This is a genomic window from Agathobacter sp. LCP21S3_B2, assembly GCF_052118705.1.
GTDB lineage: Bacteria > Bacillota > Clostridia > Lachnospirales > Lachnospiraceae > Roseburia.
In genome coordinates, this window is sequence record NZ_JBQKGQ010000001.1 from 231,309 (window position 1) to 257,206 (window position 25,898).

25 protein-coding genes are annotated in these 25,898 nt (G+C 41.8%); 23 read left to right on the forward strand and 2 right to left on the reverse strand.

Annotated features, from left to right (window positions below; all coding sequences use genetic code 11):
- The first annotated feature begins 1 nt into the window (after nucleotide 1).
- From ACTQ1L_RS01115 to ACTQ1L_RS01175, 13 genes are all read left to right on the forward strand, one after another.
- Nucleotides 2-607, forward strand: coding sequence for a hypothetical protein (locus tag ACTQ1L_RS01115; RefSeq protein WP_441365137.1), 606 nt, complete (start codon nucleotides 2-4; stop codon nucleotides 605-607).
- 162 nt (nucleotides 608-769) lie between these two features.
- Complete coding sequence (rpsB, locus tag ACTQ1L_RS01120; RefSeq protein WP_441365139.1) at nucleotides 770-1,504, forward strand: 30S ribosomal protein S2; 735 nt, start codon at nucleotides 770-772, stop codon at nucleotides 1,502-1,504.
- A gap of 27 nt (nucleotides 1,505-1,531) precedes the next feature.
- Nucleotides 1,532-2,617: a translation elongation factor Ts gene (gene tsf / locus ACTQ1L_RS01125; RefSeq protein WP_441365141.1), complete on the forward strand. Its 1,086-nt coding sequence runs from the start codon at nucleotides 1,532-1,534 to the stop codon at nucleotides 2,615-2,617.
- Nucleotides 2,618-2,796: 179 nt separating this feature from the next.
- Nucleotides 2,797-3,750 carry a polysaccharide deacetylase family protein gene (locus ACTQ1L_RS01130; protein ID WP_441365142.1) on the forward strand — a complete coding sequence of 318 codons (954 nt, stop codon included), beginning with the start codon at nucleotides 2,797-2,799 and terminating at the stop codon, nucleotides 3,748-3,750.
- 21 nt (nucleotides 3,751-3,771) lie between these two features.
- Nucleotides 3,772-4,599 carry a polymer-forming cytoskeletal protein gene (locus ACTQ1L_RS01135; protein ID WP_441365143.1) on the forward strand — a complete coding sequence of 276 codons (828 nt, stop codon included), beginning with the start codon at nucleotides 3,772-3,774 and terminating at the stop codon, nucleotides 4,597-4,599.
- A gap of 2 nt (nucleotides 4,600-4,601) precedes the next feature.
- The gene (pyrH, locus tag ACTQ1L_RS01140) at nucleotides 4,602-5,297 is read left to right on the forward strand and encodes a UMP kinase (RefSeq protein ID WP_012742613.1); all 696 of its coding nucleotides are present in this window, start codon (nucleotides 4,602-4,604) and stop codon (nucleotides 5,295-5,297) included.
- 33 nt (nucleotides 5,298-5,330) lie between these two features.
- Nucleotides 5,331-5,885 carry a ribosome recycling factor gene (gene frr, locus ACTQ1L_RS01145; RefSeq protein ID WP_321111797.1) on the forward strand — a complete coding sequence of 185 codons (555 nt, stop codon included), beginning with the start codon at nucleotides 5,331-5,333 and terminating at the stop codon, nucleotides 5,883-5,885.
- A 155-nt stretch (nucleotides 5,886-6,040) separates the two neighbouring features.
- Nucleotides 6,041-6,766: an isoprenyl transferase gene (locus ACTQ1L_RS01150; RefSeq protein ID WP_441365144.1), complete on the forward strand. Its 726-nt coding sequence runs from the start codon at nucleotides 6,041-6,043 to the stop codon at nucleotides 6,764-6,766.
- Complete coding sequence (locus tag ACTQ1L_RS01155; protein WP_441365145.1) at nucleotides 6,766-7,569, forward strand: phosphatidate cytidylyltransferase; 804 nt, start codon at nucleotides 6,766-6,768, stop codon at nucleotides 7,567-7,569. The genes ACTQ1L_RS01150 and ACTQ1L_RS01155 overlap by 1 nt, the downstream gene beginning before the upstream one ends.
- Nucleotides 7,570-7,654: 85 nt before the next feature.
- On the forward strand, nucleotides 7,655-8,797 hold the full coding sequence (dxr, locus tag ACTQ1L_RS01160; RefSeq protein WP_441365146.1) for a 1-deoxy-D-xylulose-5-phosphate reductoisomerase: 1,143 nt from the start codon (nucleotides 7,655-7,657) through the stop codon (nucleotides 8,795-8,797).
- Between the two features lie 11 nt (nucleotides 8,798-8,808).
- Nucleotides 8,809-9,846: an RIP metalloprotease RseP gene (gene rseP, locus ACTQ1L_RS01165; protein WP_321111837.1), complete on the forward strand. Its 1,038-nt coding sequence runs from the start codon at nucleotides 8,809-8,811 to the stop codon at nucleotides 9,844-9,846.
- Between the two features lie 26 nt (nucleotides 9,847-9,872).
- On the forward strand, nucleotides 9,873-10,919 hold the full coding sequence (gene ispG / locus ACTQ1L_RS01170) for a flavodoxin-dependent (E)-4-hydroxy-3-methylbut-2-enyl-diphosphate synthase (RefSeq protein WP_441365147.1): 1,047 nt from the start codon (nucleotides 9,873-9,875) through the stop codon (nucleotides 10,917-10,919).
- 2 nt (nucleotides 10,920-10,921) lie between these two features.
- The gene (locus ACTQ1L_RS01175; RefSeq protein WP_441365148.1) at nucleotides 10,922-15,487 is read left to right on the forward strand and encodes a PolC-type DNA polymerase III; all 4,566 of its coding nucleotides are present in this window, start codon (nucleotides 10,922-10,924) and stop codon (nucleotides 15,485-15,487) included.
- Between the two features lie 134 nt (nucleotides 15,488-15,621).
- Here ACTQ1L_RS01175 and ACTQ1L_RS01180 read toward each other — a convergent pair whose 3' ends face one another.
- Nucleotides 15,622-16,200 (reverse strand): xanthine phosphoribosyltransferase, encoded by a 579-nt coding sequence (locus ACTQ1L_RS01180; RefSeq protein ID WP_321111804.1) that lies wholly within the window; start codon nucleotides 16,198-16,200, stop codon nucleotides 15,622-15,624.
- A 41-nt stretch (nucleotides 16,201-16,241) separates the two neighbouring features.
- Nucleotides 16,242-16,733 (reverse strand): hypothetical protein, encoded by a 492-nt coding sequence (locus ACTQ1L_RS01185; RefSeq protein WP_321111805.1) that lies wholly within the window; start codon nucleotides 16,731-16,733, stop codon nucleotides 16,242-16,244.
- Between the two features lie 46 nt (nucleotides 16,734-16,779).
- On the opposite strand from ACTQ1L_RS01185, the gene rlmH reads away from it, so the two are divergent.
- The 10 genes from rlmH to ACTQ1L_RS01235 all read left to right on the forward strand — a co-directional run bounded on the left by rlmH (nucleotide 16,780) and on the right by ACTQ1L_RS01235 (nucleotide 25,841).
- Nucleotides 16,780-17,259 carry a 23S rRNA (pseudouridine(1915)-N(3))-methyltransferase RlmH gene (rlmH, locus tag ACTQ1L_RS01190; protein WP_441365149.1) on the forward strand — a complete coding sequence of 160 codons (480 nt, stop codon included), beginning with the start codon at nucleotides 16,780-16,782 and terminating at the stop codon, nucleotides 17,257-17,259.
- 37 nt (nucleotides 17,260-17,296) lie between these two features.
- Nucleotides 17,297-17,557 (forward strand): YabP/YqfC family sporulation protein, encoded by a 261-nt coding sequence (locus tag ACTQ1L_RS01195; protein ID WP_012742602.1) that lies wholly within the window; start codon nucleotides 17,297-17,299, stop codon nucleotides 17,555-17,557.
- On the forward strand, nucleotides 17,547-18,074 hold the full coding sequence (locus tag ACTQ1L_RS01200; RefSeq protein ID WP_441365150.1) for a sporulation protein YqfD: 528 nt from the start codon (nucleotides 17,547-17,549) through the stop codon (nucleotides 18,072-18,074). Before ACTQ1L_RS01195 ends, ACTQ1L_RS01200 begins: the two co-directional genes overlap by 11 nt.
- A 64-nt stretch (nucleotides 18,075-18,138) precedes the next feature.
- Nucleotides 18,139-19,134: a PhoH family protein gene (locus tag ACTQ1L_RS01205; RefSeq protein WP_441365151.1), complete on the forward strand. Its 996-nt coding sequence runs from the start codon at nucleotides 18,139-18,141 to the stop codon at nucleotides 19,132-19,134.
- Nucleotides 19,131-20,291, forward strand: coding sequence for a hypothetical protein (locus tag ACTQ1L_RS01210; protein WP_441365152.1), 1,161 nt, complete (start codon nucleotides 19,131-19,133; stop codon nucleotides 20,289-20,291). Before ACTQ1L_RS01205 ends, ACTQ1L_RS01210 begins: the two co-directional genes overlap by 4 nt.
- Nucleotides 20,288-20,785 (forward strand): rRNA maturation RNase YbeY, encoded by a 498-nt coding sequence (gene ybeY, locus ACTQ1L_RS01215; protein ID WP_321111810.1) that lies wholly within the window; start codon nucleotides 20,288-20,290, stop codon nucleotides 20,783-20,785. The genes ACTQ1L_RS01210 and ybeY overlap by 4 nt, the downstream gene beginning before the upstream one ends.
- Before the next feature lie 39 nt (nucleotides 20,786-20,824).
- Complete coding sequence (locus tag ACTQ1L_RS01220) at nucleotides 20,825-22,489, forward strand: putative polysaccharide biosynthesis protein (protein ID WP_441365153.1); 1,665 nt, start codon at nucleotides 20,825-20,827, stop codon at nucleotides 22,487-22,489.
- A 49-nt stretch (nucleotides 22,490-22,538) separates the two neighbouring features.
- Nucleotides 22,539-22,913, forward strand: a complete 375-nt coding sequence (locus ACTQ1L_RS01225; protein ID WP_441365154.1) for a hypothetical protein — start codon at nucleotides 22,539-22,541, stop codon at nucleotides 22,911-22,913.
- A 30-nt stretch (nucleotides 22,914-22,943) separates the two neighbouring features.
- Nucleotides 22,944-24,221, forward strand: coding sequence for an aminoacetone oxidase family FAD-binding enzyme (locus tag ACTQ1L_RS01230; RefSeq protein ID WP_441365155.1), 1,278 nt, complete (start codon nucleotides 22,944-22,946; stop codon nucleotides 24,219-24,221).
- On the forward strand, nucleotides 24,222-25,841 hold the full coding sequence (locus ACTQ1L_RS01235; protein WP_441365156.1) for an FAD-dependent protein: 1,620 nt from the start codon (nucleotides 24,222-24,224) through the stop codon (nucleotides 25,839-25,841).
- The last annotated feature ends 57 nt before the right edge of the window (nucleotides 25,842-25,898 follow it).

A 25,898-nucleotide genomic window follows, 5' to 3' on the forward strand; every position in this document is an offset into this window, starting at 1 on the left:
AGTGAGACTAAAATATTATCTTCGTGGACTTGGACTTGGGATTATATTTGCCGTTTTTATAATGATGGTGGGATATCGCAATCATGGTTCATCAATTTCAGATTCGGAAATAATTGAAAAAGCAAAGGCTCTCGGAATGGTTGAAACAGAAGACTCATCCGGGATGAAGAACGATAAAAAGACCGATAATAAAACTGATAAAAAATCAGATAAAAAAACAGACACATCAGAGCCGGATACAACAATAGCAGACACGTCAGCGGCTGAGGATACACAGACCGGCACCGACAATACCGATGCAGACAATATCGCCGGTACAGCGGATGCTGATACAACAGCTCCTTCGGATGTTGCTGCAACGGACAGTGCTGCATCAGATGCTACACAGCCACAGCAGAATACCACCTTCACAGTTACAGTTGGCAGTGGAGATACCTGCAGGATGATTGCTGAAAGATTACAGGCGGGAGGTATTATTGATGATGCAGAGAAATTCAGGGCTTATATGGGACAAAAGGGTGTGGATCATTTTATAGCTGATGGCAGCCATGAGATACCTTATGGAGCTTCATATGACGATATAATTAATATACTTACACAAAAATAATAAAATATTGCTTGCACATAAGCCTTTGGTATGTTATAATTCCAAAGGCTTAAATACTATAAAGCACGTGTGCGGATGATCGCCGGTGCCGGATAACGCTTACCGGTGGCTGATCTAATTGGAAACACACGGAAGATTAATAACCAAACGGAGGTAAATAAAATGAGCGTAATTTCAATGAAACAGTTACTCGAGGCAGGTGTTCATTTCGGACATCAGACAAGAAGATGGAACCCTAAAATGGCTCCTTACATCTACACAGAGCGTAATGGTATCTACATCATAGACTTACAGAAGTCTGTAGGAAAGGTTGATGAGGCATATGATGCAGTATCTGATATCGCTGCTCAGGGTGGTACAATCCTTTTCGTAGGTACAAAGAAGCAGGCTCAGGATGCTGTCAAGACTGAGGCAGAGCGTTGCGGTATGTACTATGTAAACGAGAGATGGTTAGGTGGAATGCTTACAAACTTCCGCACAATCGAGAGCCGTATTGCAAGACTTAAAGCTATCGAGACAATGGCAGAGGATGGCACATTCGATGTTCTTCCTAAGAAGGAAGTTATCGCACTCAAGAAGGAGTGGGAGAAGCTTGAGAAGAATCTTGGTGGAATCAAGGATATGAAGAGAATTCCTGATGCAATCTTCGTAGTAGATCCTAAGAAGGAGCGTATCTGTATCAAAGAGGCTCAGGCACTTGGAATCACTCTTATCGGTATTGCTGATACAAACTGTGATCCGGACGAGTTAGATTATGTTATCCCAGGAAACGATGATGCTATCAGAGCCGTTAAATTAATTGTATCTAAGATGGCAGACGCTGTTATCGAGGCAAAGCAGGGAGCTGAGGAAGAGGTTACTGCTGAGGAAGCTTCTGAAGAGACAGTTGAGGAATAAAACAGATTAATATCGGAGGATAATCAAATGGCTATTACAGCAGGTATGGTAAAAGAACTGCGTGAAATGACAGGCGCAGGTATGATGGACTGCAAAAAGGCTTTAACAGAGACAAACGGTGATATGGATGCCGCTGTTGAGGTATTAAGAAAAAGCGGTGCAGCTAAGATGGAAAAGAAGCAGAGCAGAATTGCCGCTGAAGGAATTGCACGTGTTGCCGTAAACGGAAACGTTGCAGTTGTAGCAGAGGTTAACTCTGAGACCGATTTCGTTGCAAAGAACGAGACATTCCAGGAGTTCGTTCAGACTGTAGCTGATACAGCACTTGCTTCTGATTTAAATGGTGGTGTAAACGGAGAGGATATCGACGCTCTTCTTGCAACAAACGGACTTAGTGAGCTTCTTGTAGAGAAGACAGCTACAATCGGAGAGAAGTTATCTGTTCGTAGATTTGCAAAGGTTACAGGTGATGTTGTTACTTCTTACATCCATGGTGGTGGAAGAATCGGTGTTATCATCGCAGCAAATGGTGCAGCAGATGATACAGCTAAAGAAGCAATAACAAATATCGCTATGCAGGTTGCAGCTATGAACCCACAGTACATCAGCAGAAATGATATTTCTGATGATGAGCTTGCAAAGCTTAGAGAGATCACTGTTGACAGTGCATTAAATGATGCTACAACTCTTCCAAAGCCTATTCTCAATAAGTTAATTGACAAGGCTATTAATGAGAAGCTTTGGAGCGATGATGATATCAACAACTTCAACGAGCATAAGAACAACATGAACTATGTATGGAATTTCTTATCAGATGCTGCAAAGGCAAAACTTGGTGAGCTTGCTATGGCAGATAAGGATTCAATCACAGCAGAGAAGATGTTCAATGGCTTAGTAGAGGGTCGTGTCTCTAAGCAGTTAAAGGAAATTTGCCTTCTTGACCAGACATATGTTAAGGCTGAAGATGGAAAACAGTCAGTTGGCAAGTATCTTGAGTCAGTTTCAAAGGATCTTACTATTGCAAAGATGGTTCGTTTTGAAGTTGGTGAGGGTATGGAAAAGAAACAGGAGGATTTCGCAGCTGAGGTAGCAGCTCAGATGGCAGGAGTCTAAAAGATTTTTTGCATACGCAGATTAAACGAATGCTGTTCCGCAAAAGTTTAAGCTAATTTAAACTTTTGCGGATTTTTTATATCTTTACAAGTTGCGAAAATATGATAAAATAATATAAGAATCATGTGACTATCAATTTACAGATAGTTGCAAAATCACTCATAACACGGGGGAAGCATATGGATTCAAAAGACAAAGAAATTGCTGAGCAGCAACAGCAGCGCCGTAAAAGAGTGAGCCGGATTAAGACAAGTATTATAATGACAATTGCAATATGGATGGCAATATCACTACTTGCAGTTGTAGTACTTGGAATTATGGTTGTTAAGCTCAATTCCAGAATTTACAAATTAGAGTTGCAGCTTAATAATGCAGTATCGTCAACCGTAAATACCACAGAACCGGTTGATGAGGGCTCCGAGGTTGAGAAAGCTGATGCTTCGAAGCAGACTGTTGTGAAACAGCTTGATTCAAAGGACAACGTGTATCATGAAGGGGATGCAAGAAAGGTATACCTTACCTTTGAGTGTATCCCCGGGGATAACACGGGAGTGATTTTAGATACTCTTGCAAAATACAATGTCAAGGCAACTTTTTTTGTCACGGCCGATACTTCCGGCAAATATGAAGAGGTTTACAGACGAATAGTGAATGAAGGGCACACAATTGCCATGGATTCATATAGTAATTCATACAGTAAAATATATGAATCAACACAGTCATTTACTGAGGATCTGACAGAGATTTCCGGATATATCTCAAATTTAACAGGTGTTACACCACAGATATATCGTTTTCCGGGCGGTAGCATGAACCAAATCAGCAATGTCGATATGGTTGACTTGGTTAAGATACTTAATTCCAAAAATATTACATATTATGACTGGAATGTAAACTCAGGCGATACGGCGGATGGCTGTACAACTGACAATATTGTGTCTAATGTAACTTCCGGAATTGCCAAATATAATAATTCGGTTGTGTTATTACATGATGATTCAAACAGTTCAACCACGGCAGAGGCTATAGGACCATTAATTGATGCACTTAACAATATGGGTGCAGAGATTTTGCCGATTGATGATAGTACATATAAAGTTCAATACATCAAAGCAGATAGTGTTGGACAATGAAAATAAACGGAGGAAATATTAATGGGATTATTCAAAGAATTTAAGGATGATTTTTCACAGGCAGTTAATGAGCTTGTTCCGGGTGAAACGCCTGAGAGAGAGGCAGAGCCGAATGCCACTGCGGCGAATACATCAAGACCTACCGCAGAGAATCTTGTAGTAGATACCATTGGCGAGAACGTTGATGTTGAATCAGAGCTTGCAAAGCTTAACGGTTTACTTGAGCATGTTGATGAGACACCAAAGAGTCAACCGGTAGTTAAGCCTACACCAAGCGAAAATTTTGCAGAGCAGACAATTAAAAATTTACAAGAAGAGGAGCAAGTTGCACAAATGAATGAGATACCAGCAGTTAACAATATTCCTGAGGTTAACAACACAATTATTTCAGGAGAGGTTCAGGACGAGACATCTGTTATAACAGCTAGCACTGTACTGACAGGTGATATGCAGTCATCAGGTTCTTTTGATATTCAGGGAACAATCAACGGAAATGTAATGTGTAATGGCAAGATTGTTGTTACAGGAACAATCAATGGTAACACAAATTCATCAGAGTTTTTCGCTGATGTAGCAAAGGTTGAGGGTGAAATTGCTTCAACAGGAACTGTCAAGATAGGTGCAGGATCTGTTATCATCGGCAATATTTCAGCATCTTCAGCAGTTATTGCAGGAGCTGTAAAGGGTGATATTGATGTTCAGGGACCGGTTGTGGTAGATACTTCAGCGGTTATCATGGGTAATATCAAGTCACGTTCAGTACAGATTAACAACGGCGCTGTTATTGAGGGCTTCTGTTCTCAGACATACGCTGATATTGATGTTCAAGGACTTTTCGAGGGCAAATAAATATGAGTAGAATATTATTAAAATTAAGTGGTGAGGCACTTGCAGGTGATAAGCACCACGGCTTTGACGAGGCAACCGTCATTGAGGTTGCAAAACAGGTTAAACAGATTGTTGATAATGGTACACAGGTAGGTATTGTTATCGGTGGTGGAAACTTCTGGAGAGGCAGAACCAGTGAGACCATCGACCGCACAAAGGCTGACCAGATTGGTATGCTTGCTACAGTTATGAACTGCATTTATGTATCTGAGATTTTCAGATATGTCGGAATGAAGACAGCTGTTCTTACTCCGTTTGAGTGCGGCAACATGACAAAGCTTTTCTCTAAGGACAGAGCAAACAAGTATTTCGCACATGATATGGTTGTTTTCTTTGCAGGTGGTACAGGTCATCCTTATTTCTCAACAGATACAGCCACAGTGCTTCGTGCAATTGAGATTGAGGCAGATGGTATTTACCTTGCCAAGGCTATTGACGGAGTATATGACAGTGATCCAAAGACCAATCCTGCTGCAAAGAAGTATGATGAGCTTTCAATCGAAGAGGTTGTTGAGAAGAAGCTAGCAGTAGTTGACCTCACAGCGTCTATCATGTGCCTTGAGAACAAGATGCCTATGTATGTATTCGGACTCAATGAGGAAAACAGCATTGTAAATGCTCTTACAGGCAAATTTAATGGTACAAAGGTTACTGTATAGTAAATTGCATATAATGCATATCAGGAGGATAATATGGATTCAAGATTAAACCCTTTCCAGGATAAAATGGAAAAAACATTAAATAATCTCGAGGAAGAGTATGCAGGCATCCGTGCAGGAAGAGCCAATCCACATATTCTTGACAAGCTTCGTGTAGATTATTACGGCACACCTTCACCAATTCAGAGTGTTGCCAATGTAAGTGTTCCGGAGCCTAGAATGATTCAGATTCAGCCATGGGAGGCTTCTATGGTTAAGGAGATTGAGAAAGCAATCAACTGCTCTGACATCGGTATTAATCCTACAAATGATGGAAAGCTTATCAGACTTGTTTTCCCTGAGCTCACAGAAGAAAGACGTAAGGAGCTTGCAAAGGACATCAAGAAAAAAGGTGAGGAAGCTAAGGTTGCTGTCCGCAATATCAGAAGGGATGCAATCGACAGCATCAAGAAAACCGGCAAAGAGGAAGGCATTTCAGAGGACGAGATTAAAGGCCTCGAGGATGATGCTCAAAAGCTTACCGATCAGTTTGTCGCAAAGGTTGACGCTGCGGTTGATGCAAAATGTAAAGAGATACTTACTGTATAGTATTTATATCACGTATACAAACAAGGGACATGTTATTCGTGTCCCTTATTTGCTTATTCATGGTTTTACTGTTCACACTTAACTGTGTGACCAGCAAATAAATGATGCGTCATGCTTGTAAACATATAATATACATAAACGAAAGGAAATTAAATATGAGTACTCCGGAACATATAGCAATCATTCTGGACGGAAACGGCCGCTGGGCAAAAAGCAAGGGTATGCCAAGAAACTACGGTCACACGGTAGGAGCCAAAAATGTTGAGAATATATGTAAGGCTGCAAATGACCTCGGTGTTAAATATCTGACACTTTATGCTTTTTCCACCGAGAACTGGAATCGTCCTGAGTCTGAGGTTGCTGCACTAATGAGGCTTCTTGAAAGCTATCTTAAAAACTGTATAAAGACTGCCAATAAAAACAATATGCGTGTGCGCGTAATTGGTGAGATAAGCAGGCTTTCAGAGGATTTTCAGGAGAAAATAAGAAACCTTGAAGAAGTTTCATCAGTAAATACAGGTCTTAACCTGACAATTGCAATTAATTACGGAAGCAGAGATGAGATGATACGTGCTGTAAAGCATATGATAGCTGACCATGATGCCGGAAAGCTTTCGGCAGATGATATAGATGCAGATACATTCTCATCATATCTTGACACAAGAGAGCTTCCGGATCCTGATTTACTCATCCGCACAAGCGGGGAGCAGCGTCTGTCAAACTACCTGCTCTGGCAGCTTGCATACGCTGAGTTTTATTTTACAGACGTTCCGTGGCCGGCATTTGATAAAAATGAGCTTAAAAAAGCTATAGATGCATATAATAAAAGAGACCGTCGCTTTGGTGGATTAAAAGAAACAAATGACACGGAGGATAAATAATGTTCAAGACAAGACTGCTTAGTGGTATAGTTCTTGTAATTGCCGCTATATTTCTTATAGTAACAGGAAACGAGGTGCTTCTTTTTTCAACACTTCTGATTTCGTGTATAGGTATGTTTGAGCTTTTCAGGGTGTTTAAATTTGAAAAATCGCTCTTATCGGTTGTTCCGTATATTGCTTTGATTTTGTTTTACATCAACTTAAGGTGGAGCTTCATACCTGATGTAATGATGCTTTTCATGGGCTTTCTTATCGTACTGATGTTCGTGTATGTGCTTTCATACCCGAAATATGATGCAAAGCAGCTCATGGCAGCCTTTTTTGGTATGTTCTATGTAGGAACAATGCTTTCATATGTCTACCAGATACGTACACTCAACAACGGACTTTACCTTGCCTTCTTGGTATTTTTATGCTCTTGGGGCTGTGATACATGTGCCTACTGCGTCGGAGTGCTGATTGGAAAGCACAAAATGGCACCAAAGCTTTCACCAAAGAAGTCTATAGAGGGTGCAGTAGGTGGTGTGCTCGGCAGTGCGCTTCTTACAGCCTTATACTGCTTTATATTCAGAAATCATATGAATATAGACGGCAGAGAGATTGCTATACTTGCTGTTATAGCTGCTGTTGCAGGCCTTATCTCAATGGTTGGAGATTTGTGTGCATCAGCCATAAAGCGTAATTATGATATCAAGGATTACGGACATCTGATACCCGGACATGGTGGTATTTTAGACCGCTTTGACAGCATGATTATCACAGCACCAATCATTTATTATCTGGCTAGCTTCTTTTTAAGTTAAAAAGTAACATTTAAGAACCATTGAAAACAAAAAGCTAAGGTAACTATTCAGAACCACTGAGAAAAATATAAATCGAGGAATTATCATGAAAAAAATATCAATACTTGGTTCAACCGGCTCTATCGGAACACAGACACTTGATGTCGTAAGAGAGCACGGCGATATGCAGGTTGTCGCACTTTCATGTGGCAGAAATCTCTCCCTTATAGAGAAACAGGCAAGAGAATTTAAGCCACAGTTTGTCAGTGTAAGTGATGAAAACGATGCCAAAAAGCTTCGCACAAGCCTTGCAGATACTGATATCGAAGTAGGCTATGGCATGGACGGTCTCATTAGATGTGCCACCATTGAGCCTTGCGATATAGTTGTAACGGCAATTGTCGGTATGCTTGGCATCCGTCCTACAATTGCCGCCATCAAGGCAAAAAAGACCATCGCACTCGCAAATAAGGAGACCCTCGTTACAGCGGGCCATATCATTATTCCGCTTGCGAAGGAGTATGGTGTGTCCATTCTTCCGGTTGACAGTGAGCACAGTGCCATCTTCCAGTCACTGCAGGGAAATTCTATGAATCAGATTAAAAAGATTCTTCTGACAGCATCCGGAGGTCCGTTTAGGGGCAGAAAGCTCTCTGAGCTTGAAGGTATAAGGGTGGAGGACGCACTAAAGCATCCTAACTGGTCGATGGGTCAAAAAATCACTATTGATTCATCAACCATGGTCAATAAAGGGCTTGAGGTGATTGAAGCAAAATGGCTTTTTGACGTCGATTTGTCGCAGATTCAGGTTGTAGTGCATCCTCAGAGTGTCATTCACTCGGCTGTTGAGTATGCGGATGGAGCAGTTATAGCACAGCTTGGTACTCCTGATATGCGTATACCTATACAGTATGCACTGTATTATCCAAGCAGACCTGCGCTTTCCGGTGACAGGCTTGATCTCTTTAAGCTTAAGGATCTGACCTTTGAGGCACCGGATATTGATACCTTTAAAGGGCTTGCTCTCGCCATGAAGGCTGCAAGGGCAGGAGGCAATATTCCTACGGCCTTCAATGCTGCAAACGAGAGAGCAGTGGCACTGTTTTTGAATAAAAAGATTAAATATCTGGAAATAATCGATATAATCGAGGCATGTATGGAGAATGCATCATTTATTGAAAATCCTTCAGTGGATGAGATACTTGATACAGAGCAGTGCGCATATGACTATATCAGTAAAAGGTGGTAATTTTGAACATTATTAGTATTATTATTGCAATCATATTATTCAGCATCATAGTAATTTTTCACGAGCTCGGACATTTCTGGCTTGCTAAAGCAAATGGCATAAAGGTCAATGAATTTTGTCTGGGACTTGGACCGACTCTTTTTGGAGTACAGCGTGGAGAGACAAAATACTCCATAAAGCTGCTTCCGTTTGGCGGAGCCTGTATCATGGAGGGTGAGGATGAAAGCTCAGGTGATGACAGGGCCTTCAACAACAAATCCGTGTGGGCGCGCATAAGCGTTGTTTTCGCGGGACCGTTTTTTAATTTTATCATGGCATTTATTTTTGCTCTCATTATCATCTGCTCTGTAGGCTATGACAGTCCAAAGCTTGCAGGTGTTATTGAGGGCTATGCGGCTGAGGAGGCCGGTATCAAGGCCGGTGATGAGATTGTAAAGCTGAACAATACGAATATACACTTTTATCGCGAGATAAGTCTCTACTCGATGCTTCACGAGGGTGAAACAGTTGATGTGACCTACCTTAGGGATGGCAAAAAGCACACCACCACACTGAAGCCTAAATATGACGAGACAACAAAGAGGTATCTGTACGGCTTTAACGTGTCGGGAGAGCGTACAAAGCCCGGCTTTGGAAAGGCACTGCTTTATAGCTGCTACGAGGTGAAATACAACATCTATACAACAATAGAGGGGCTTAAAATGCTCTGTACCGGGGCTGCCTCTGTAAATAACTTAAGCGGACCTGTCGGCATTGTAAAAAACATGGGAGATACCTATGAGCAGGCAGTTTCTATGTCCGGAGTATGGCTTGGCATACTAAATATGCTCAATTGGGGCGTGCTGATTTCTGCAAACCTCGGTGTGATGAATCTGCTGCCACTGCCGGCACTTGATGGTGGCAGACTTGTATTTTTGATAGTTGAAGCCATAAGAAGAAAGAGAGTAGACCCTGAGAAGGAGGGCTATGTGCATCTCGTTGGCATAGTGCTTTTACTTCTTCTGATGGTTATTGTCATGTTCAATGATATCAGAAAGCTAATAGTCTGATTTTATAACAGATTGGAGATATACACATGGAGACAAAAATAGTAAAAATCGGAAATAAAGTAATCGGTGGAGGAAATCCGATTCTCATACAGTCAATGACAAATACAAAGACTGATAATGTAGCTGACACAGTTGCACAGATAAACGCGCTGACAGACTTAGGCTGTGATATAATCCGGTGTGCTGTGCCTACGATAGAAGCTGCAAGGGCACTAAAGGAGATTAAGAAACAAATCAGCATACCGCTTGTTGCGGATATACACTTTGATTACAAGCTTGCAATAGCTGCGATTGAAAACGGAGCCGACAAGATCCGAATCAATCCCGGCAATATAGGAAGCGCTGACAGAGTAAGGGCTGTGGTAGATGTAGCAAAGGAGAGAAATATCCCTATCCGTGTCGGTGTAAACAGTGGCTCTCTTGAAAAAGACCTGGTAGAGAAATATCATGGTGTGACAGCAGAGGGACTTGTGGAGAGCGCTCTGGACAAGGTAAAGCTCATAGAGGATATGGGCTATGACAATCTGGTCATTAGTATCAAATCATCAGATGTCATGATGTGTGTTAAAGCACATGAGCTTATTTCAGATAAGACTACTCATCCGCTCCATGTGGGTATCACAGAGGCAGGTACAATAATAAGCGGCAATATAAAGTCAGCTATCGGACTTGGACTGATACTAAATCAGGGCATCGGTGATACAATACGTGTGTCTCTCACAGGAAGTCCTCTCGAGGAAATCAAGTCTGCCAAGCTCATTTTAAGAACTCTTGGTCTTAGAAAGGGTGGCATAGAGGTTGTTTCATGTCCTACCTGCGGCCGCACACAGATAGATCTTATCGGGCTTGCAAATCAGGTGGAGACAATGGTTTCAGGATATGACCTTGACATAAAGGTTGCTGTCATGGGCTGTGTGGTAAACGGACCGGGTGAAGCAAAGGAAGCAGATCTTGGCGTAGCCGGAGGAATCGGCGAGGGTCTTATCATAAAACACGGTGAGGTATTTAAAAAGGTGCCTGAGAGTGAGCTTTTGGGTGCATTGAAATATGAGCTTGACCATTGGGGTGAATAATTTTGACAAAGACATTTAAGGAAGTTTTCCCTACACTTAAGCTGGACAAGGATATGGAGAATCTGCTGGAAACTGCAGATGTCACCAGAATTTCCGTAAACCATGCAAGAGATTTTTACAAAATATATGTAAAAGCAAAACGCCTTATTTTCAAAAAAAATATCTGGAAGCTCGAGGAAAGCATTAAAAAACAGATATTTAAAAGTAAAGATATTACAGTAAAAATTATAGAGTCTTACGAGTTGTCTTCGCAGTACACACCGAAGACTCTTTTTGATGTCTATTTTGACAGTATTCTTGACGAAATAAACAGTCACAGTGTGCTTTTGTACAATCTGCTGCGCACCTCAAAGTGGAGCTTTACCGACGATACACATGTCACAGTCACACTTGAGGAGACAATAATCGCAAAGACCAGAGGCAATTCGATCATAGAATTTCTTGAGAAGGTGTTCTGCGAGCGCTGTGGGATGGATTTTATCGTTAAGCTGCAGTACGAAAAACCAAAAATCAGCAAATACCGTCAGAATGCTGACAAGCAGATTGAGCAGGAGGTGCAAAATATTGTCGCCCGCACTAAATTTGCCATGGCAAAGGATGACGGTGATGAAGATGCTAAAGTGGCTGTCGATGACGGTGCAATGTTTGTAGGAGGCAGTGAGAATGCATCCGGTACAATAAATGATAGTAAAACTGAGGCAACTAAAGTTGCAAACAGGAAAAAAGAGGCAAAAACAAACTCTGACAGCAATTCAAGGAGTAATTCGGCCGGCACTGATAAAAAGCCTGAGAAGAAATTTGAGAAGAAGTTCGAGCGCAAGGGAGATTTCAGGCGTAAATATGACAATGACCCGGATATCGTATACGGAAGAAGCTTTGATGATGAGGAGATGTCCATTGAAAAGATTGACGGTCCTATCGGTGAGGTTACAATAAAGGGAAAGATTCTTACGGTTGAATCCCGCGAAATCAGAAACGAAAAGACTATCATCATGTTTGCGGTCACTGATTTTACAGACACCATCATGCTCAAGCTCTTTGCCAGAAATGATGACGTAGCAGATATTCTTGCATATATTGCCCCGGGCAACTTTGTTAAGGCAAAGGGAGTTGTGACTGTAGATAAATATGACAGTGATTTGTCAATAAGCTCAATAGTCGGGCTTAAAAAAATACCTGACTTTACCTCAAAGAGAGAGGATACTGCTGCCGAAAAACGTGTTGAGCTTCACTGTCACACCAAGATGAGTGACATGGATGGCGTGTCTGACGTAAAGGATATTGTGAAGTGTGCCATGCGCTGGGGGCACAAGGCCATTGCTATTACGGACCACGGTGATGTGCAGGCATTCCCTGATGCTAACCATACTGTGGATGATAAATTCAAGGTCATTTACGGTGTGGAAGCATATCTGGTCGATGATACAAAGGATATTGTGGAGAATGCCGCCGGTCAATCGCTGGATGATAAGTACGTGGTATTTGATATAGAGACAACAGGCTTTTCTCCGGAAAAGAATAAAATCATAGAAATAGGTGCGGTGAAGGTAATCGGTGGAGAGATTGTAGACCGCTATTCCACATTTATAAACCCTGAGGTACCTATTCCGTTCAGGATTGAGGAGCTCACCTCGATAAGGGATGACATGGTTATCACATCTCCAACAGTGGATGTCATACTGCCACAGTTTATGGAGTTTTGCAAGGACTGCACCATGGTCGCCCACAATGCTGACTTTGATATGAGCTTTATAAAGCGAAACTGCGCACTGCTTGGCATGGAGTGTAATCCTACAATTGTGGACACGGTGGCTCTTGCGAGAGTGCTTCTGCCACAGCTAAACAGATTTAAGCTGGATACAGTGGCCAAGGCTCTAAACATCTCGCTTGACCATCATCACAGAGCGGTGGATGATGCCGCATGTACCGCAGAGATATTTGTCAAATTCATAGAAAAGCTAAAGGACAGGGGCATATCAAGCTTAGATGAGGTAAATGCCCTGGCAAAATCATCTGTTGAGATGATAAGGAAGATGCCTACATACCATGCCATCATTCTTGCAACCTGTGACCAGGGGCGTACCAATCTCTACAGGCTTATCTCGCTGTCACACATCAAGTATTATAATAAGAGACCGAGAATACCAAAATCAGAGTTTAACAAGTATCGTGATGGGCTTTTAATAGGCTCAGCCTGTGAAGCAGGAGAGCTTTACAGGGCTATTTTAAACGGAAGACCACAGGAGGAAATCACAAGACTTGTGAATTTCTATGATTACCTGGAGATACAGCCTCTTGGCAACAACGCATTTATGATACGTGACGAGGATTCCGATATTGCTTCAAACGATGACCTTATCGATATAAATAAGCGAATCGTAAAGCTTGGAGAAGAATTTGGAAAGCTGGTTGTTGCAACCTGTGATGTACATTTCTTAAATCCCGAGGACGAGGTATACCGTCGTATTATCATGGCCGGTAAAGGCTTTAAGGATGCAGATGAGCAGGCTCCGCTTTACTTAAGGACCACAGAGGAGATGCTAAAGGAGTTTGAATATCTCGGAAGCAAAAAGGCTGAAGAGGTAGTCATCACCAATACCAATAAGATAGCAGATATGTGTGAGCGTATCTCACCGGTCAGACCTGATAAATGTCCGCCGGTTATCGAAAACTCTGACGGCATGCTTCGTGAAATCTGCTATAACAAGGCAAACAGGATGTACGGAGATCCGCTGCCGCCGATAGTTAAGGAACGTCTTGACAGAGAGCTTAACTCTATTATTTCAAACGGCTATGCCGTAATGTACATCATCGCACAGAAGCTTGTGTGGAAATCAAATGAGGATGGTTATCTGGTTGGCTCGCGAGGCTCCGTAGGAAGCTCGTTTGTTGCAACCATGTCAGGTATTACAGAGGTTAATCCGCTGCATGCTCACTATTTGTGTACGCACTGCAAATACAGTGATTTTGATTCACCAGAGGTACAGGCATTTTCAGGCCGTGGTGGCTGTGATATGCCGGATAAGCTCTGTCCAAAGTGCGGCAGACCGTTAAGCAAGGAGGGTTTTGATATTCCGTTTGAGACCTTCCTCGGTTTTAAGGGAAACAAGGAGCCGGATATCGATCTGAACTTCTCCGGTGAGTACCAGTCAAAGGCACACAAATATACCGAGGTTATTTTCGGAGAGGGCCAGACTTTTAAAGCCGGAACCATAGGTACACTTGCTGACAAGACCGCATTTGGATACATTAAAAACTATTATGAGGAGCGCGGTGTCAGAAAGCGAAACTGCGAGATAGACAGGATAGTGCAGGGCTGCGTCGGTGTTCGACGTACTACGGGACAGCATCCTGGTGGTATAGTTGTGCTGCCGATGGGTGAGGAGATTAATACCTTTACTCCTGTACAGCATCCTGCGAATGATATGACCGTTGACATCACGACAACGCATTTTGACTACCATTCAATCGACCACAACCTGTTAAAGCTCGATATACTTGGACACGATGATCCTACCATGATTCGTATGCTGCAGGATCTGACAGGTGTTGACCCAACAAAGATTCCGCTTGACGACAAGGCTGTCATGTCACTGTTTCAGAACACCTCCGCTTTGGGCATAGAGCCTGAGGATATCGATGGATGTCCGCTTGGAGCTTTAGGTATACCGGAGTTTGGTACCGATTTTGCCATGGGCATGCTCCTTGATACAAAGCCAAAGGAGTTTTCTGACCTCATTCGTATCGCCGGATTATCACACGGTACCGACGTATGGCTTGGCAATGCACAGACTCTTATCGAGGAAGGCACAGCTACCATTTCAACCTGTATCTGCACCAGAGATGATATTATGACATATCTGATTTCCATGGGACTTGAATCTGAGGAAGCCTTCAACATCATGGAAAAAGTGCGAAAGGGCATTATTGCCAAGGGCAAATGCCCTCAGTGGCCACAGTGGAAGGAGGATATGAAGGCACACGGTGTACCTGACTGGTATATCTGGTCATGCGAGAAAATCAAGTACATGTTCCCTAAGGCTCATGCTGCGGCATACGTTATGATGGCATGGAGAATCGCCTACTGTAAGGTTTTCTATCCGCTTGCATACTACGCAGCATACTTTTCAATCCGTGCTACAGGCTTTTCATATGAGCTTATGTGTCAGGGAAAGGACCGACTCGAAAACTACATGAAGGACTATAAGAAAAGAAAAGACACGCTGTCAAACAAGGAGCAGGATATATTTAAGGACATGCGTATCGTACAGGAGATGTATGCAAGAGGCTTTGATTTCATGCCTCTTGATATATACAGGGCTCACCCTAACCGTTTCCAGATAATTGACGGTAAGCTCATGCCAGCCATAAACAGTATTGACGGACTAGGCGACAATGCCGCTATTTATATTTCGGAAGCGGCAAAGGACGGACCATTCCTCTCAAAGGACGATTTCAGGGAGAGAACTCATGTATCGCGAACAGCCGTAGACCTCATGTCAGATTTGGGACTGCTTGGTTCACTGCCGGAGTCAAACCAGCTTTCACTTTTCGATTTCGGAGCATAATCTGGCAGTTTAGCATAAAACATATACTTTAACAATAATAAAAATCCACTACTCATTGACAGACTTATAAATCTGTAAATAGGGTAGTGGATTTTGCGTATAATATGTATTGATTTTAAATATTAAATCTTGTTTTAATTTTCTTCAATAAAATCTATCTGATACTCATCCATGTACTTGATACGTGCAAGTGAGTAAACCTCATAGCCCTGCTCGTTGATCTTTTTTCTGCCAGGCTGGAATGACTTCTCAATAAGGATTCCTATACCGGCAACTGTAGCGTGAGCCATGCGAAGAAGTCTGATGGCACCTGTAGCAGCCTCTCCGTCAGCCATGAAATCATCAATCAAAAGAATATTGTCATCCTCTGAGATAACATCGCGTGAGAGTGTAAGCTCATAGCTCTTCTCTGTTGTATATGAAGTAACCTGTGTCTGATATAAATCATTATGTAATGTCTTTGAAGGCTGCTTCTTTAAAATAACAAGCGGTACATTCATCTTGGCTGCTGCCATAAGTGCAGGAGCAATTCCTGAGCTTTCTATTGTGACAACCTTTGTGATTCCCTTATCGGCAAAGTGATTTGCGAAATCCTCACCGATGTGCTCCATAAGCACCGGATCTACCTGATGGTTGATAAATTTGTTGACCTTTAAGATATTTGTGTCAATAACCTGGCCATCCTTGAGAATTCGATCTTGCAGTTCTTTCATTTTGTTCACCTCATAAAAAATAAATTGTTATTATTATAGCACTATTCTTCGACAATATCACTATAAATTTTAGAATAAATTTCTTCAACCATATGATCGAGGAAGCTTTCCTCAAGCAGGCTGTATTTTTCAGTAATGACTGATGTGATAAGCTCAGCTCTTTTGTAGTATAAATCACCTGAGCAGGCATCTCCTTTTTCACTCGATGACGCTAAAGTCATAAGCTCGTCCCTATGAGTGACGGTCACGTATTCCATGATTTCCTCTTCGAGGGAATTATTCCGGTCAATTTTTTTTGAAATGTCCTTAAGCTCCATAAATGACTTCATTCCTATGATAAAAAATATCAAGAAAACAAGCCCCATTACGATAGAAATCATGAGCTTGTTTACCGAGTCTAAAGCGGCAAGCTTTATAACTCCTGTATCAAGCAACACAATAGCAATAAGCCCTATCGCACCGACTGCGGTGAAGCACTGTCCGGTTGCTTTTGTATCATCGTATCGTTTTTGTTCATCAACGTATATTTTCATACGCCCTCCATATTGTTTAATTATAGTTATATGTTATAATGAAACGATGAAAATTACAATATTATGTGTAGGAAAAGTTAAAGAAAAATTTTACAGAGATGCGATTGCTGAGTATTCAAAGCGCCTAAGCCGTTACTGTAAGCTTGAAATCACTGAGGTTTCCGATGAAAAGACAAGCGAACAGGCCACACAGACAGAGATAGACATCGTAAAAAATAAAGAAGGTGAGAGGCTTCTTAAAAATATAAAAGACGATGCATATGTATTTTGTCTGGCGATAGATGGAAAACAGCTTGATTCGGTTGAGCTGTCACAGAAAATAGATAATCTTATGACAGGAGGCAAAAGCCATCTTGTTTTTGTAATAGGAGGCTCTCTGGGGCTGTCCGATGATGTATTGAAGCGCGCTGACTATAAGCTTTCATTTTCTAAAATGACATTCCCCCATCAGCTCATGCGCGTAATTTTACTGGAGCAGATTTACAGGTCGTTTCGCATCAGCAATAATGAGCCGTACCACAAATAACCGGCATAATTCAGCCTAAATAAACATATGTTAATATATGAAGATGCAAAAAGTAACTGATTCGTTCGAGCTTCCAAAGGACATAGTGTTAGGGCTTCCAATTGTAACAGCATATGGTTATAATGAGTTGACTATAGAAAACCACAAGGGTATTCTGTCATTTTCGGACAAGGCCGTAACTGTAAGGGCAGCAGACAGTACCATAAAAATATCCGGCAGCCGCCTTGAAATCAAGGAATTTACAAAGGATTTAATAATAATAGCCGGTCATTTAAAGGGTGTTATATATGAGTATTAAAGCTTATGCAACAGTAAGGCTGACAGGCTGCAATATCAGGCGCTTCATAAATCTGTGCACCGCAAACCATATAAAAATATGGAACCTTAAATTTGTAAGTCCAAAGGAATATGAGGCCTGCTGCAGTACAGAAGATATTTTTCTAATGAAGCCTCACCTGAAAAAGACGCATACAAGGCTTCTCGTGGTAAAAAGACAGGGGTACTTTGCGATAAGAGCATTTCTATATAAAATACGTATTATTACGGCTGCAATTACCGGCATTTTTTGTATACATGCACTCATCTGCACAAGAATCTGGCACATTGTGCCTGAAGGAAACCGTTTCACGTATGATAAGTCGGTCATCTCCTTTATGGAGAGTGAAAATGTAACAATAGGCAGCCACAAGAGAGCAGATTACAGCCTCCTTGAAAAGAAACTTGAGGAAAAATATCCCGATATCACATGGTGCAGTATATACATAGAAAAAAATACCATGAAAATTGATATATCAGAGGGAATAAATTATAGGTAAATTATGACAAATTTTATTTTTATGTTATAATGGAAAATATTTTGATTGAAAGGCACATGAGCTAATGAGTTTAAATGAAGTATCTATAAAAATACCGGGCGAATATATACCAAACGTCTTTGGGCAGTTTGATGCATTTGCCAAGAAAATAGAGCGCACACTGCACGTAACGCTTGTCTTAAGAGATGATTCCTTAAAGATTATCGGAGCGCAGGGAAATATTGATGGGGCAAAAGAGGTGTTCGAGCAGCTCATTGCGCTGGCTGAGAGAGGCAACGTCATTACAGAGCAGAACGTAAACTATGCACTTGCACTTTTAGAGGAGCATAGAGGCAGTGAGATTGTTGAGATTGACAAGGATATCATTTGTCACACAATAAATGGCAAGCCTGTAAAGCCAAAAACCATAGGCCAGAAGGAATATGTCGATGCAATCAGGAAAAACATGATTGTGTTTGGCATGGGGCCTGCCGGAACAGGAAAGACCTATCTTGCCATGGCAATGGCTATAACAGCTTTTAAAAATGAGCAGGTGGGCCGTATTATTCTGACACGTCCTGCGATTGAAGCAGGCGAGAAGCTTGGCTTTCTGCCGGGAGATCTGCAGAGCAAGATTGACCCATATTTGAGACCATTGTACGATGCTCTTTATCAGATAATGGGAGCTGAGAGCTTCCAGCGCAACATGGAAAAGGGCCTTATTGAGGTGGCTCCTCTTGCGTACATGAGAGGCCGTACACTTGACAATGCATTTATCATACTTGATGAGGCACAGAATACAACTCCTGCACAGATGAAGATGTTTCTTACACGAATCGGCTTTGGCTCAAAGGTTGTCGTGACAGGTGATGCGACACAAAAGGATCTTGCACCGGGAGCAAAATCAGGGCTTGATGTGGCACTTAGGGTGCTTAAAAACATAGATGATATAGGCATATGCAATCTGACAAGCAAGGATGTCGTGCGTCATCCGCTTGTACAAAAAATCGTTCAGGCATATGATGATTATGAAAATAAGCAGACTGCAAAGACTGTAAGAAAGCAGAGGAAGAGCAATTGAGAAGGGTTGTATCGGTTGTTGCGATATTTTTATCCACTATTGCCCTGTCATTTGTGCTTAGCCTATTAGGCGATTTGTATCCGGACGAATGGATTTGTATTGCTTTTATAGATATTATATTTTTTATGCTTATATTATTTGAACTAGAGTATGAGAGAGCAAAACTTTTGTTTTCCAATAACAGAAGGACGGATTATGTCAGGTTTGCGTTAGTCTTTTTGTTTTGCTGTATGTTATGCGCAGGCTTTGGAATACTGCCGCTGTACAGCAGACCGGTAATCGTTTTAGCCATTTTGCTCTGTCTTGCAGGAAATGAGATTCTTTCATTGGTATGCGGCTCATATTTTTGTATTCTTCTTGCGGTTACTGTATCAGGAGATTATTATGAGTTTATATGCGAGCTTTTTTTGGTTCTTGCAGGTGTTATGCTTGCCAGAATGCTCAGGGAGGACAAGCTTCAGATATGTATATATATTATTATTATATGTCTAAGCATTGTGACTCCCGGCATATTCTATTATATGTCGACAAAGGAATTTTCTGAAAAAGCTTTTGTTGCCGGTGGCGCCGGCGGCATTTTATCTGCTTTTGTGGGTTTTGTGTGTGCGAGAATATTCAGGCCGAAAACCTCTGACGAGGTTAACGACAAGCTTATAGCTATTATATCGGATGATTTTTCGGCGGTTAAGGAACTTAAGGAGCATTCGTTTTCAGAATATAATCATAGCAATTTCGTATCCACGGTTGCAGTCAAGGCGGCAAAGGCGGCAGGCTTAAACACAGCACTTTGTGCGGCCGGAGGCTTTTATTACCGCATAGGGCAGTGGCAGAAAAAAAAGAGCATAATCTACGGAGTTGAACGTGCTGAAGCAATGTATTTTCCGGAACAGCTCACCAATATTTTGTATGAGTATTATGGAAAGCTTCGGAAGCCGCAGACACCGGAATCCGCTCTTGTGCATATGGTAGATGCGCTTATTGTGAAGCTTGATCACATAAAAGCTGATGTTGCAGACAGTGAATGGAATCATGATATTCTTATTATTCAGCTCTTAAACGAGCTCTCGGCGTCGGGAATATACGATGAATCCGGACTGAGCATGAATCATTTTCTAAAAATAAGGGATTATCTTAAAAAGGAGGAATTACTAAAATGAGTTTTTTTCTCGAAAAGGAAACAGAGGTTGATTTTGACTTTGATTATGAGACTCTGGCAAAAGAGGTTGTTGAGTTTTCGCTTGAACATGAGCTCTTTCCTTATGAGGCGGAGGTTAATCTGACACTGACAGATAACGCCGGAATACATGCCATCAATAAGGAATACAGGCAGATAGACAGACCTACAGATGTACTGTCTTTTCCGATGCTTTCATATGAAACACCCGGGGACTTTTCTTTCCTTTCAGATGAGAATGAGGATGATTTCAATCCAGATACAGGTGAAGTCATGCTCGGTGACATAATCATATCCGTTGACAAGGTAAAGGAACAGGCCTTAGAATACGGACACAGCGAAAAAAGAGAGTTTGCCTTTCTGATTACACACAGCATGCTTCATCTGTTCGGATATGACCATATGGAGGCTGATGAGGCTGCCGTAATGGAAGAGCACCAGAGAAAAATACTTGACGCTTTAGGTATAACACGCTAATATTTAAGCTGGTTATCAATTGAAACAGAGGATTTATAAATGTCTAAAAAAAATAACGGGGCAAGCAATGCCTTAGTACAGGGCTCTATACTTGCCGTAGCATCTATCATAAGCAGAATAATAGGACTCATATATCGTATACCGATGCAGCGTATATTGGGTGACATTGGAATCGGCTATTATTCCACAGCTTTTGAAATATATAATGTCATGCTTATTATATCATCATACAGCTTACCGCTTGCTGTATCAAAGATGGTTTCAGCCAAGATGGCAAAAAAGAGGCGAACTGCGACGTATCAGATACTGAAGTGCGCTCTGCTTTTTGCAACCATCAGTGGCACAACAGTGGCTCTCATACTGTTTTTTGGTGGCAATTTTTTTGCGACAACGCTTCTTAACACACCATACAGTATTTTTGCCTTAAGAGTACTGGCTCCGGGGCTTTTGGTAGTTGCAGTGCTTGGTGTCATCAGAGGCTTTTTCCAGGGACTGGGTACTATGATGCCGAGTGCCGTCTCACAAATAATAGAGCAGATAGTAAATGCCATAGTCAGTGTATGGGCTGCATATGTGCTATACCGTACAGGTACAAGGATTGGAGCAGTGCTTGGTGACAAGGAGCACTATGCCGCTGCTTACGGTGCAGCAGGCGGTACACTTGGAACAGTGCTTGGCTCTGTAGCAGCACTTTTATTTGTAGTATTTATCTTTGCCATCTATATGAAGGTGTTCAAGAGACAGATGAAAAGAGAACGAAATGTCAGGGTGAGCTCATTTGGCTACACAATGAAGATTCTTGTAATTACGGTTATTCCGGTGCTTTTAAGTACTACTATATACAATATCAGTAGCATAATAGACCAGGGTATATTCAAGCAGGTTGCACTGCTTCAGGGATACACTCAGAATGATATAGACGTATGGTGGGGTGTATACACCGGAAAGTACAAGCTTTTAATCAATGTGCCTATATCCATAGCATCAGCCATGGCAGCATCCTTTGTTCCGGTGCTTACAGGTGCATATCACAGAGACGATATGGAGGCAGTGAGAGGACAGATTAATCTTTCCACACGCTTTATTATGGTTGTCGCATTCCCATGTGCAGTAGGACTTGCCGTGTTTGGACTGCCGATATTTAATATACTGTTTTCAAGCACCCGTGCAACAAATGCTGAGGCATCACTTATGATGTATGTCGGTGCGGTTGCGGTAGTATTTTACTCACTTTCCACACTGTCAAACGGACTGCTGCAGGGCATTGACAGGCTCAAAGTTCCGGTAATCAACGCTGCGATATCGATTGTAGCGCATGTCATAGTGCTCATACTGCTTATGCTCATATTCAGGCTCAATATACATGCAGTTGTGCTTGCCAATACGTTTTTTGCACTGCTCATGTGCTTTATGAACAGCATGGCTTTAAAGAAGTACAGCGGCTTTAAGCAGGAAATAAAAAAGACCTTTATCATACCTGCCATCAGCTCGCTCATAATGGGAGTTATTTCGTATATAGTATACTTTATACTTTACAAGGCCTGTCATATTGAGATTATCGCCTTCATTCTTGCTGCAATCATTGCGGTTATCTCATATGCAGTGGCGCTGCTTTTACTCAAGGGACTGACTGAGGATGAGCTTAGACATTTTCCAAAGGGCACACTTATCATAAAAGTGGCAAAAAAATGTCATTTATTATAAAATTGAATAAATAACAAAAATTTACAGATACTGATTTTGAGGTGATAATATGAAAAGCAAAATCAGTATCTGTTTTTTAACTATTGTTGTAATTCTTCTTGCACTTGTTATGATAGAAAAAATCAATACGCAAAAAGCTGCAGACAAGGCTGCGATAATTGCACAAAGTAATGAAAATGATAAAGAAGAGAAAAATAAAAAAGAAAGCCTTCTGACATCAAATGAGGCTAAGAATGCAAAATACTGCATCAAAAATGACTCCGGAATGCTGTCTGTATACAACGGCTCAGCAAGTGAAAAATACTTTGACACAGGCGTGTATTTTGAAGAGCTGCCCGAAGAGGTAAAAAATAAAGTGACAAACGGACTCTACTTTTTTAACGAAACTGATTTGTACGATTTTCTTGAAAGCTATTCAAGTTAATGTTAAAATAAATCAGTTAGGGGAAAGAATATGTACGATGTAATTATAATAGGTGCCGGTGCATCCGGGCTGATGGCGGCAGCAGTTGCTGCATCAAAGGGAGCACGTGTGGCACTTTTAGAGCACAAGGATGATATAGGAAAGAAAATACTTGCAACAGGAAACGGCAGATGTAATTTCACAAACACTGATATGTCCGTAAACAAATTCCACGGCAGTAAATCGCTGATTAAAAACGGGTTGTCGCAATTTAATTATGCAGACACAATACGTTTTTTTAAAGAACTTGGAATACCTGCATATGACAATGGTGGCTACATTTATCCAAATTCAAGGCAGGCAGCATCTGTTGTGGCAGCCTTTCGAATGGAGCTTATGAGGCTTCATGTGGATATGAAAACAGGCATTAGTATTACAGAAATCAAGGCTGCAAGGATTACGGCTGATGACACAAATTCTGTTGCAAATCTGGCATCTAATAATAAGAAAGCATATGACCTGACCGGTTACAGCATCCAAACAGACAAGGGCAGCTTTAAGTCCAAAAGGCTTATCATAGCGTGTGGCCTTACGGCTTCCCCAAAGCTTGGAAGTGACGGAAGCCTGTTTCGACAGATAGAAGCTCTCGGACATCATATCCAAAAGCCATTAGCCGCGCTTTGCGGCTTTAGCTGTGATGGCCTTAATTTCAAAAAAATCACAGGTGTCAGGTGCGATGCCACCGTCGCTTCCATGATAGACGGTCAAATGACAGAGCAAAATACAGGGGAGCTGCAGTTAGCTGACTATGGCATCTCTGGCATCCCGGTTTTTCAGATTTCAAGTCTTATGTCAAGAGCCCTCGATAAAGGTCAAAGGGTCGAGGTGATAATTGACTTTTTGCCGGCTTTCAGTGATGATGAGCTTAATGGGTACATAAAGGACAGAAGCATTACAACGACAGACAACCGCTCGCTAAATGAGATGCTTAACGGACTTTTAAACAATAAGCTTCTTCTTGAGCTGATACACAAATCAGGTGTATCTCCTGACAAAAAGGGAAGGCTGTTGACAGATGATGATTGTAAAAGTCTCACCCACTCTATAAAGCATACAGCCGTTTCGGTAAAAAAGCCAAGAGGAGCCGAATTTGCACAGGTGTGTGCAGGCGGCATATGTACAAAGGAAATAGATGTACGTACATTGGAGTCCAAAATCCATCCGGGGCTTTACTTTTGCGGAGAGCTGCTTGATGTGGACGGCATATGCGGTGGCTACAATCTGCAGTGGGCATGGACAAGTGGATATATAGCAGGAGAAATGCAGTAAATGATTAAAATTAACCAGATAAAGCTCCCCGTCACGCACAGTGATGAGGCATTAAAAAAGAAAATAATAAAAATGCTTAAGCTCAATGCCAAGACAGGCTTTACATACCGCATATTAAAGAAATCACTTGACGCGCGTAAAAAACCTGAGCTGTTCTATACATATTCAGTTGCTGTAGAGATAGAGGATACAAAAAATAGCGAAGAAGCAATTGTAAAAAGAGCATCCAGCTCATCTGTGCTCATATACAAAGAAAAAGAGTACCGGATACCTGCGCACGGAAATATACCGCTTGACAGGCGACCTGTTATTGCAGGGGCAGGTCCTGCAGGGCTGTTTTGTGCATATATATTGGCAGAGGCAGGTTTTCGCCCGATAGTTATCGAGCGTGGCAGCCGGGTTGAGAAAAGAACCTGCGATGTACAAAAATTCTGGGAGAGCGGCATACTTAATCCCAAAAGCAATGTACAGTTTGGTGAGGGCGGTGCCGGAACCTTTTCAGACGGCAAGCTGAATACATCCGTAAAGGATCCTTCGGGCAGAAATCGTCTTGTGCTTGAGACATTTGTGCGCTTTGGGGCAGATCCGTCCATACTTTATGACAACAAGCCACATATTGGTACTGATGTACTTTCAGAAGTAATTGTCAACATGCGTGAATTTTTGGTTGACAAAGGGGTTACATTTGTATTTGACACCTGTGTAAACAATCTTGACATAGTTTCCCAAAAGCTATTAAGTGTTTACACGGATTCTGACAGTAACAGTAATAGTGAAATAAAGACAGATGTATGCGTTCTGGCACTCGGACACAGCGCCAGAGATACATTTGATATGCTTTACAACAAAGGCTTTGACATGGAGTGCAAGAGCTTTGCAGTCGGCTTTCGCGTGGAGCATCCGCAGCGCATGATAGATGAATCACAGTATTGTATTCAAAAGAAAATCATACTTCCTCCAAGCCCTTACAAGGTTACCTCCAATTTTCCGAATGGCAGAGGAGTCTATTCATTCTGCATGTGTCCGGGAGGATATGTGGTCAACTCATCGTCAACCAAAAATCACACGGCGGTTAACGGCATGAGCTATCACGACAGAAACAGCAAAAATGCAAACAGTGCCATCATAGTATCTGTTTCGCCGAAGGATTTCGGAGCAGATGATGCCCTCGCCGGAGTGAGATATCAGGAAAAGCTCGAAACAGAAAATTATAAGCGAGGCAATGGTTTAATACCACAGCAGCTTTTCGGTGATTTCTGTGATGACAAATTAACAACAGCATACGGTGATTTTGGCTCCTGTACAAAGGGAAACACCGTCTTTGCAAAGCTGAATGGACTGATGAACGCTGACATGGAGCAGTCGTTCAAGCTTGGAATGGAACATTTTGGTCATCTGATACATGGCTTTGACAGAAAAGATGCAATTTTGTCCGGTATGGAGACACGCACATCTTCTCCGCTTCGCATAAAAAGAGATGAATCCTTTGAGAGCAACATCTCGGGTGTATACCCTTGCGGAGAGGGCGCAGGCTATGCGGGAGGCATTACATCTGCGGCAATCGACGGCATAAAGGTCGCAGAAGCAATTATTAAAAAATATAGGCCGGATTTCGAATAATATATACACATGAATAATATTTATACACATAAAGAGAGGAAATATTCGTGGCAGAAG

Bases quoted from the DNA above. Each gene is read 5' to 3' on its own strand.
- rpsB (WP_441365139.1), top strand. From the start codon at position 770: ATGAGCGTAATTTCAATGAAACAGTTACTCGAGGCAGGTGTTCATTTC.
- tsf (WP_441365141.1), top strand. From the start codon at position 1,532: ATGGCTATTACAGCAGGTATGGTAAAAGAACTGCGTGAAATGACAGGC.
- ACTQ1L_RS01130 (WP_441365142.1), top strand. From the start codon at position 2,797: ATGGATTCAAAAGACAAAGAAATTGCTGAGCAGCAACAGCAGCGCCGT.
- ACTQ1L_RS01135 (WP_441365143.1), top strand. From the start codon at position 3,772: ATGGGATTATTCAAAGAATTTAAGGATGATTTTTCACAGGCAGTTAAT.
- pyrH (WP_012742613.1), top strand. From the start codon at position 4,602: ATGAGTAGAATATTATTAAAATTAAGTGGTGAGGCACTTGCAGGTGAT.
- frr (WP_321111797.1), top strand. From the start codon at position 5,331: ATGGATTCAAGATTAAACCCTTTCCAGGATAAAATGGAAAAAACATTA.
- ACTQ1L_RS01150 (WP_441365144.1), top strand. From the start codon at position 6,041: ATGAGTACTCCGGAACATATAGCAATCATTCTGGACGGAAACGGCCGC.
- ACTQ1L_RS01155 (WP_441365145.1), top strand. From the start codon at position 6,766: ATGTTCAAGACAAGACTGCTTAGTGGTATAGTTCTTGTAATTGCCGCT.
- dxr (WP_441365146.1), top strand. From the start codon at position 7,655: ATGAAAAAAATATCAATACTTGGTTCAACCGGCTCTATCGGAACACAG.
- ispG (WP_441365147.1), top strand. From the start codon at position 9,873: ATGGAGACAAAAATAGTAAAAATCGGAAATAAAGTAATCGGTGGAGGA.
- ACTQ1L_RS01180 (WP_321111804.1), bottom strand. From the start codon at position 16,200: ATGAAAGAACTGCAAGATCGAATTCTCAAGGATGGCCAGGTTATTGAC.
- ACTQ1L_RS01185 (WP_321111805.1), bottom strand. From the start codon at position 16,733: ATGAAAATATACGTTGATGAACAAAAACGATACGATGATACAAAAGCA.
- rlmH (WP_441365149.1), top strand. From the start codon at position 16,780: ATGAAAATTACAATATTATGTGTAGGAAAAGTTAAAGAAAAATTTTAC.
- ACTQ1L_RS01195 (WP_012742602.1), top strand. From the start codon at position 17,297: ATGAAGATGCAAAAAGTAACTGATTCGTTCGAGCTTCCAAAGGACATA.
- ACTQ1L_RS01200 (WP_441365150.1), top strand. From the start codon at position 17,547: ATGAGTATTAAAGCTTATGCAACAGTAAGGCTGACAGGCTGCAATATC.
- ACTQ1L_RS01205 (WP_441365151.1), top strand. From the start codon at position 18,139: ATGAGTTTAAATGAAGTATCTATAAAAATACCGGGCGAATATATACCA.
- ybeY (WP_321111810.1), top strand. From the start codon at position 20,288: ATGAGTTTTTTTCTCGAAAAGGAAACAGAGGTTGATTTTGACTTTGAT.
- ACTQ1L_RS01220 (WP_441365153.1), top strand. From the start codon at position 20,825: ATGTCTAAAAAAAATAACGGGGCAAGCAATGCCTTAGTACAGGGCTCT.
- ACTQ1L_RS01225 (WP_441365154.1), top strand. From the start codon at position 22,539: ATGAAAAGCAAAATCAGTATCTGTTTTTTAACTATTGTTGTAATTCTT.
- ACTQ1L_RS01230 (WP_441365155.1), top strand. From the start codon at position 22,944: ATGTACGATGTAATTATAATAGGTGCCGGTGCATCCGGGCTGATGGCG.
- ACTQ1L_RS01235 (WP_441365156.1), top strand. From the start codon at position 24,222: ATGATTAAAATTAACCAGATAAAGCTCCCCGTCACGCACAGTGATGAG.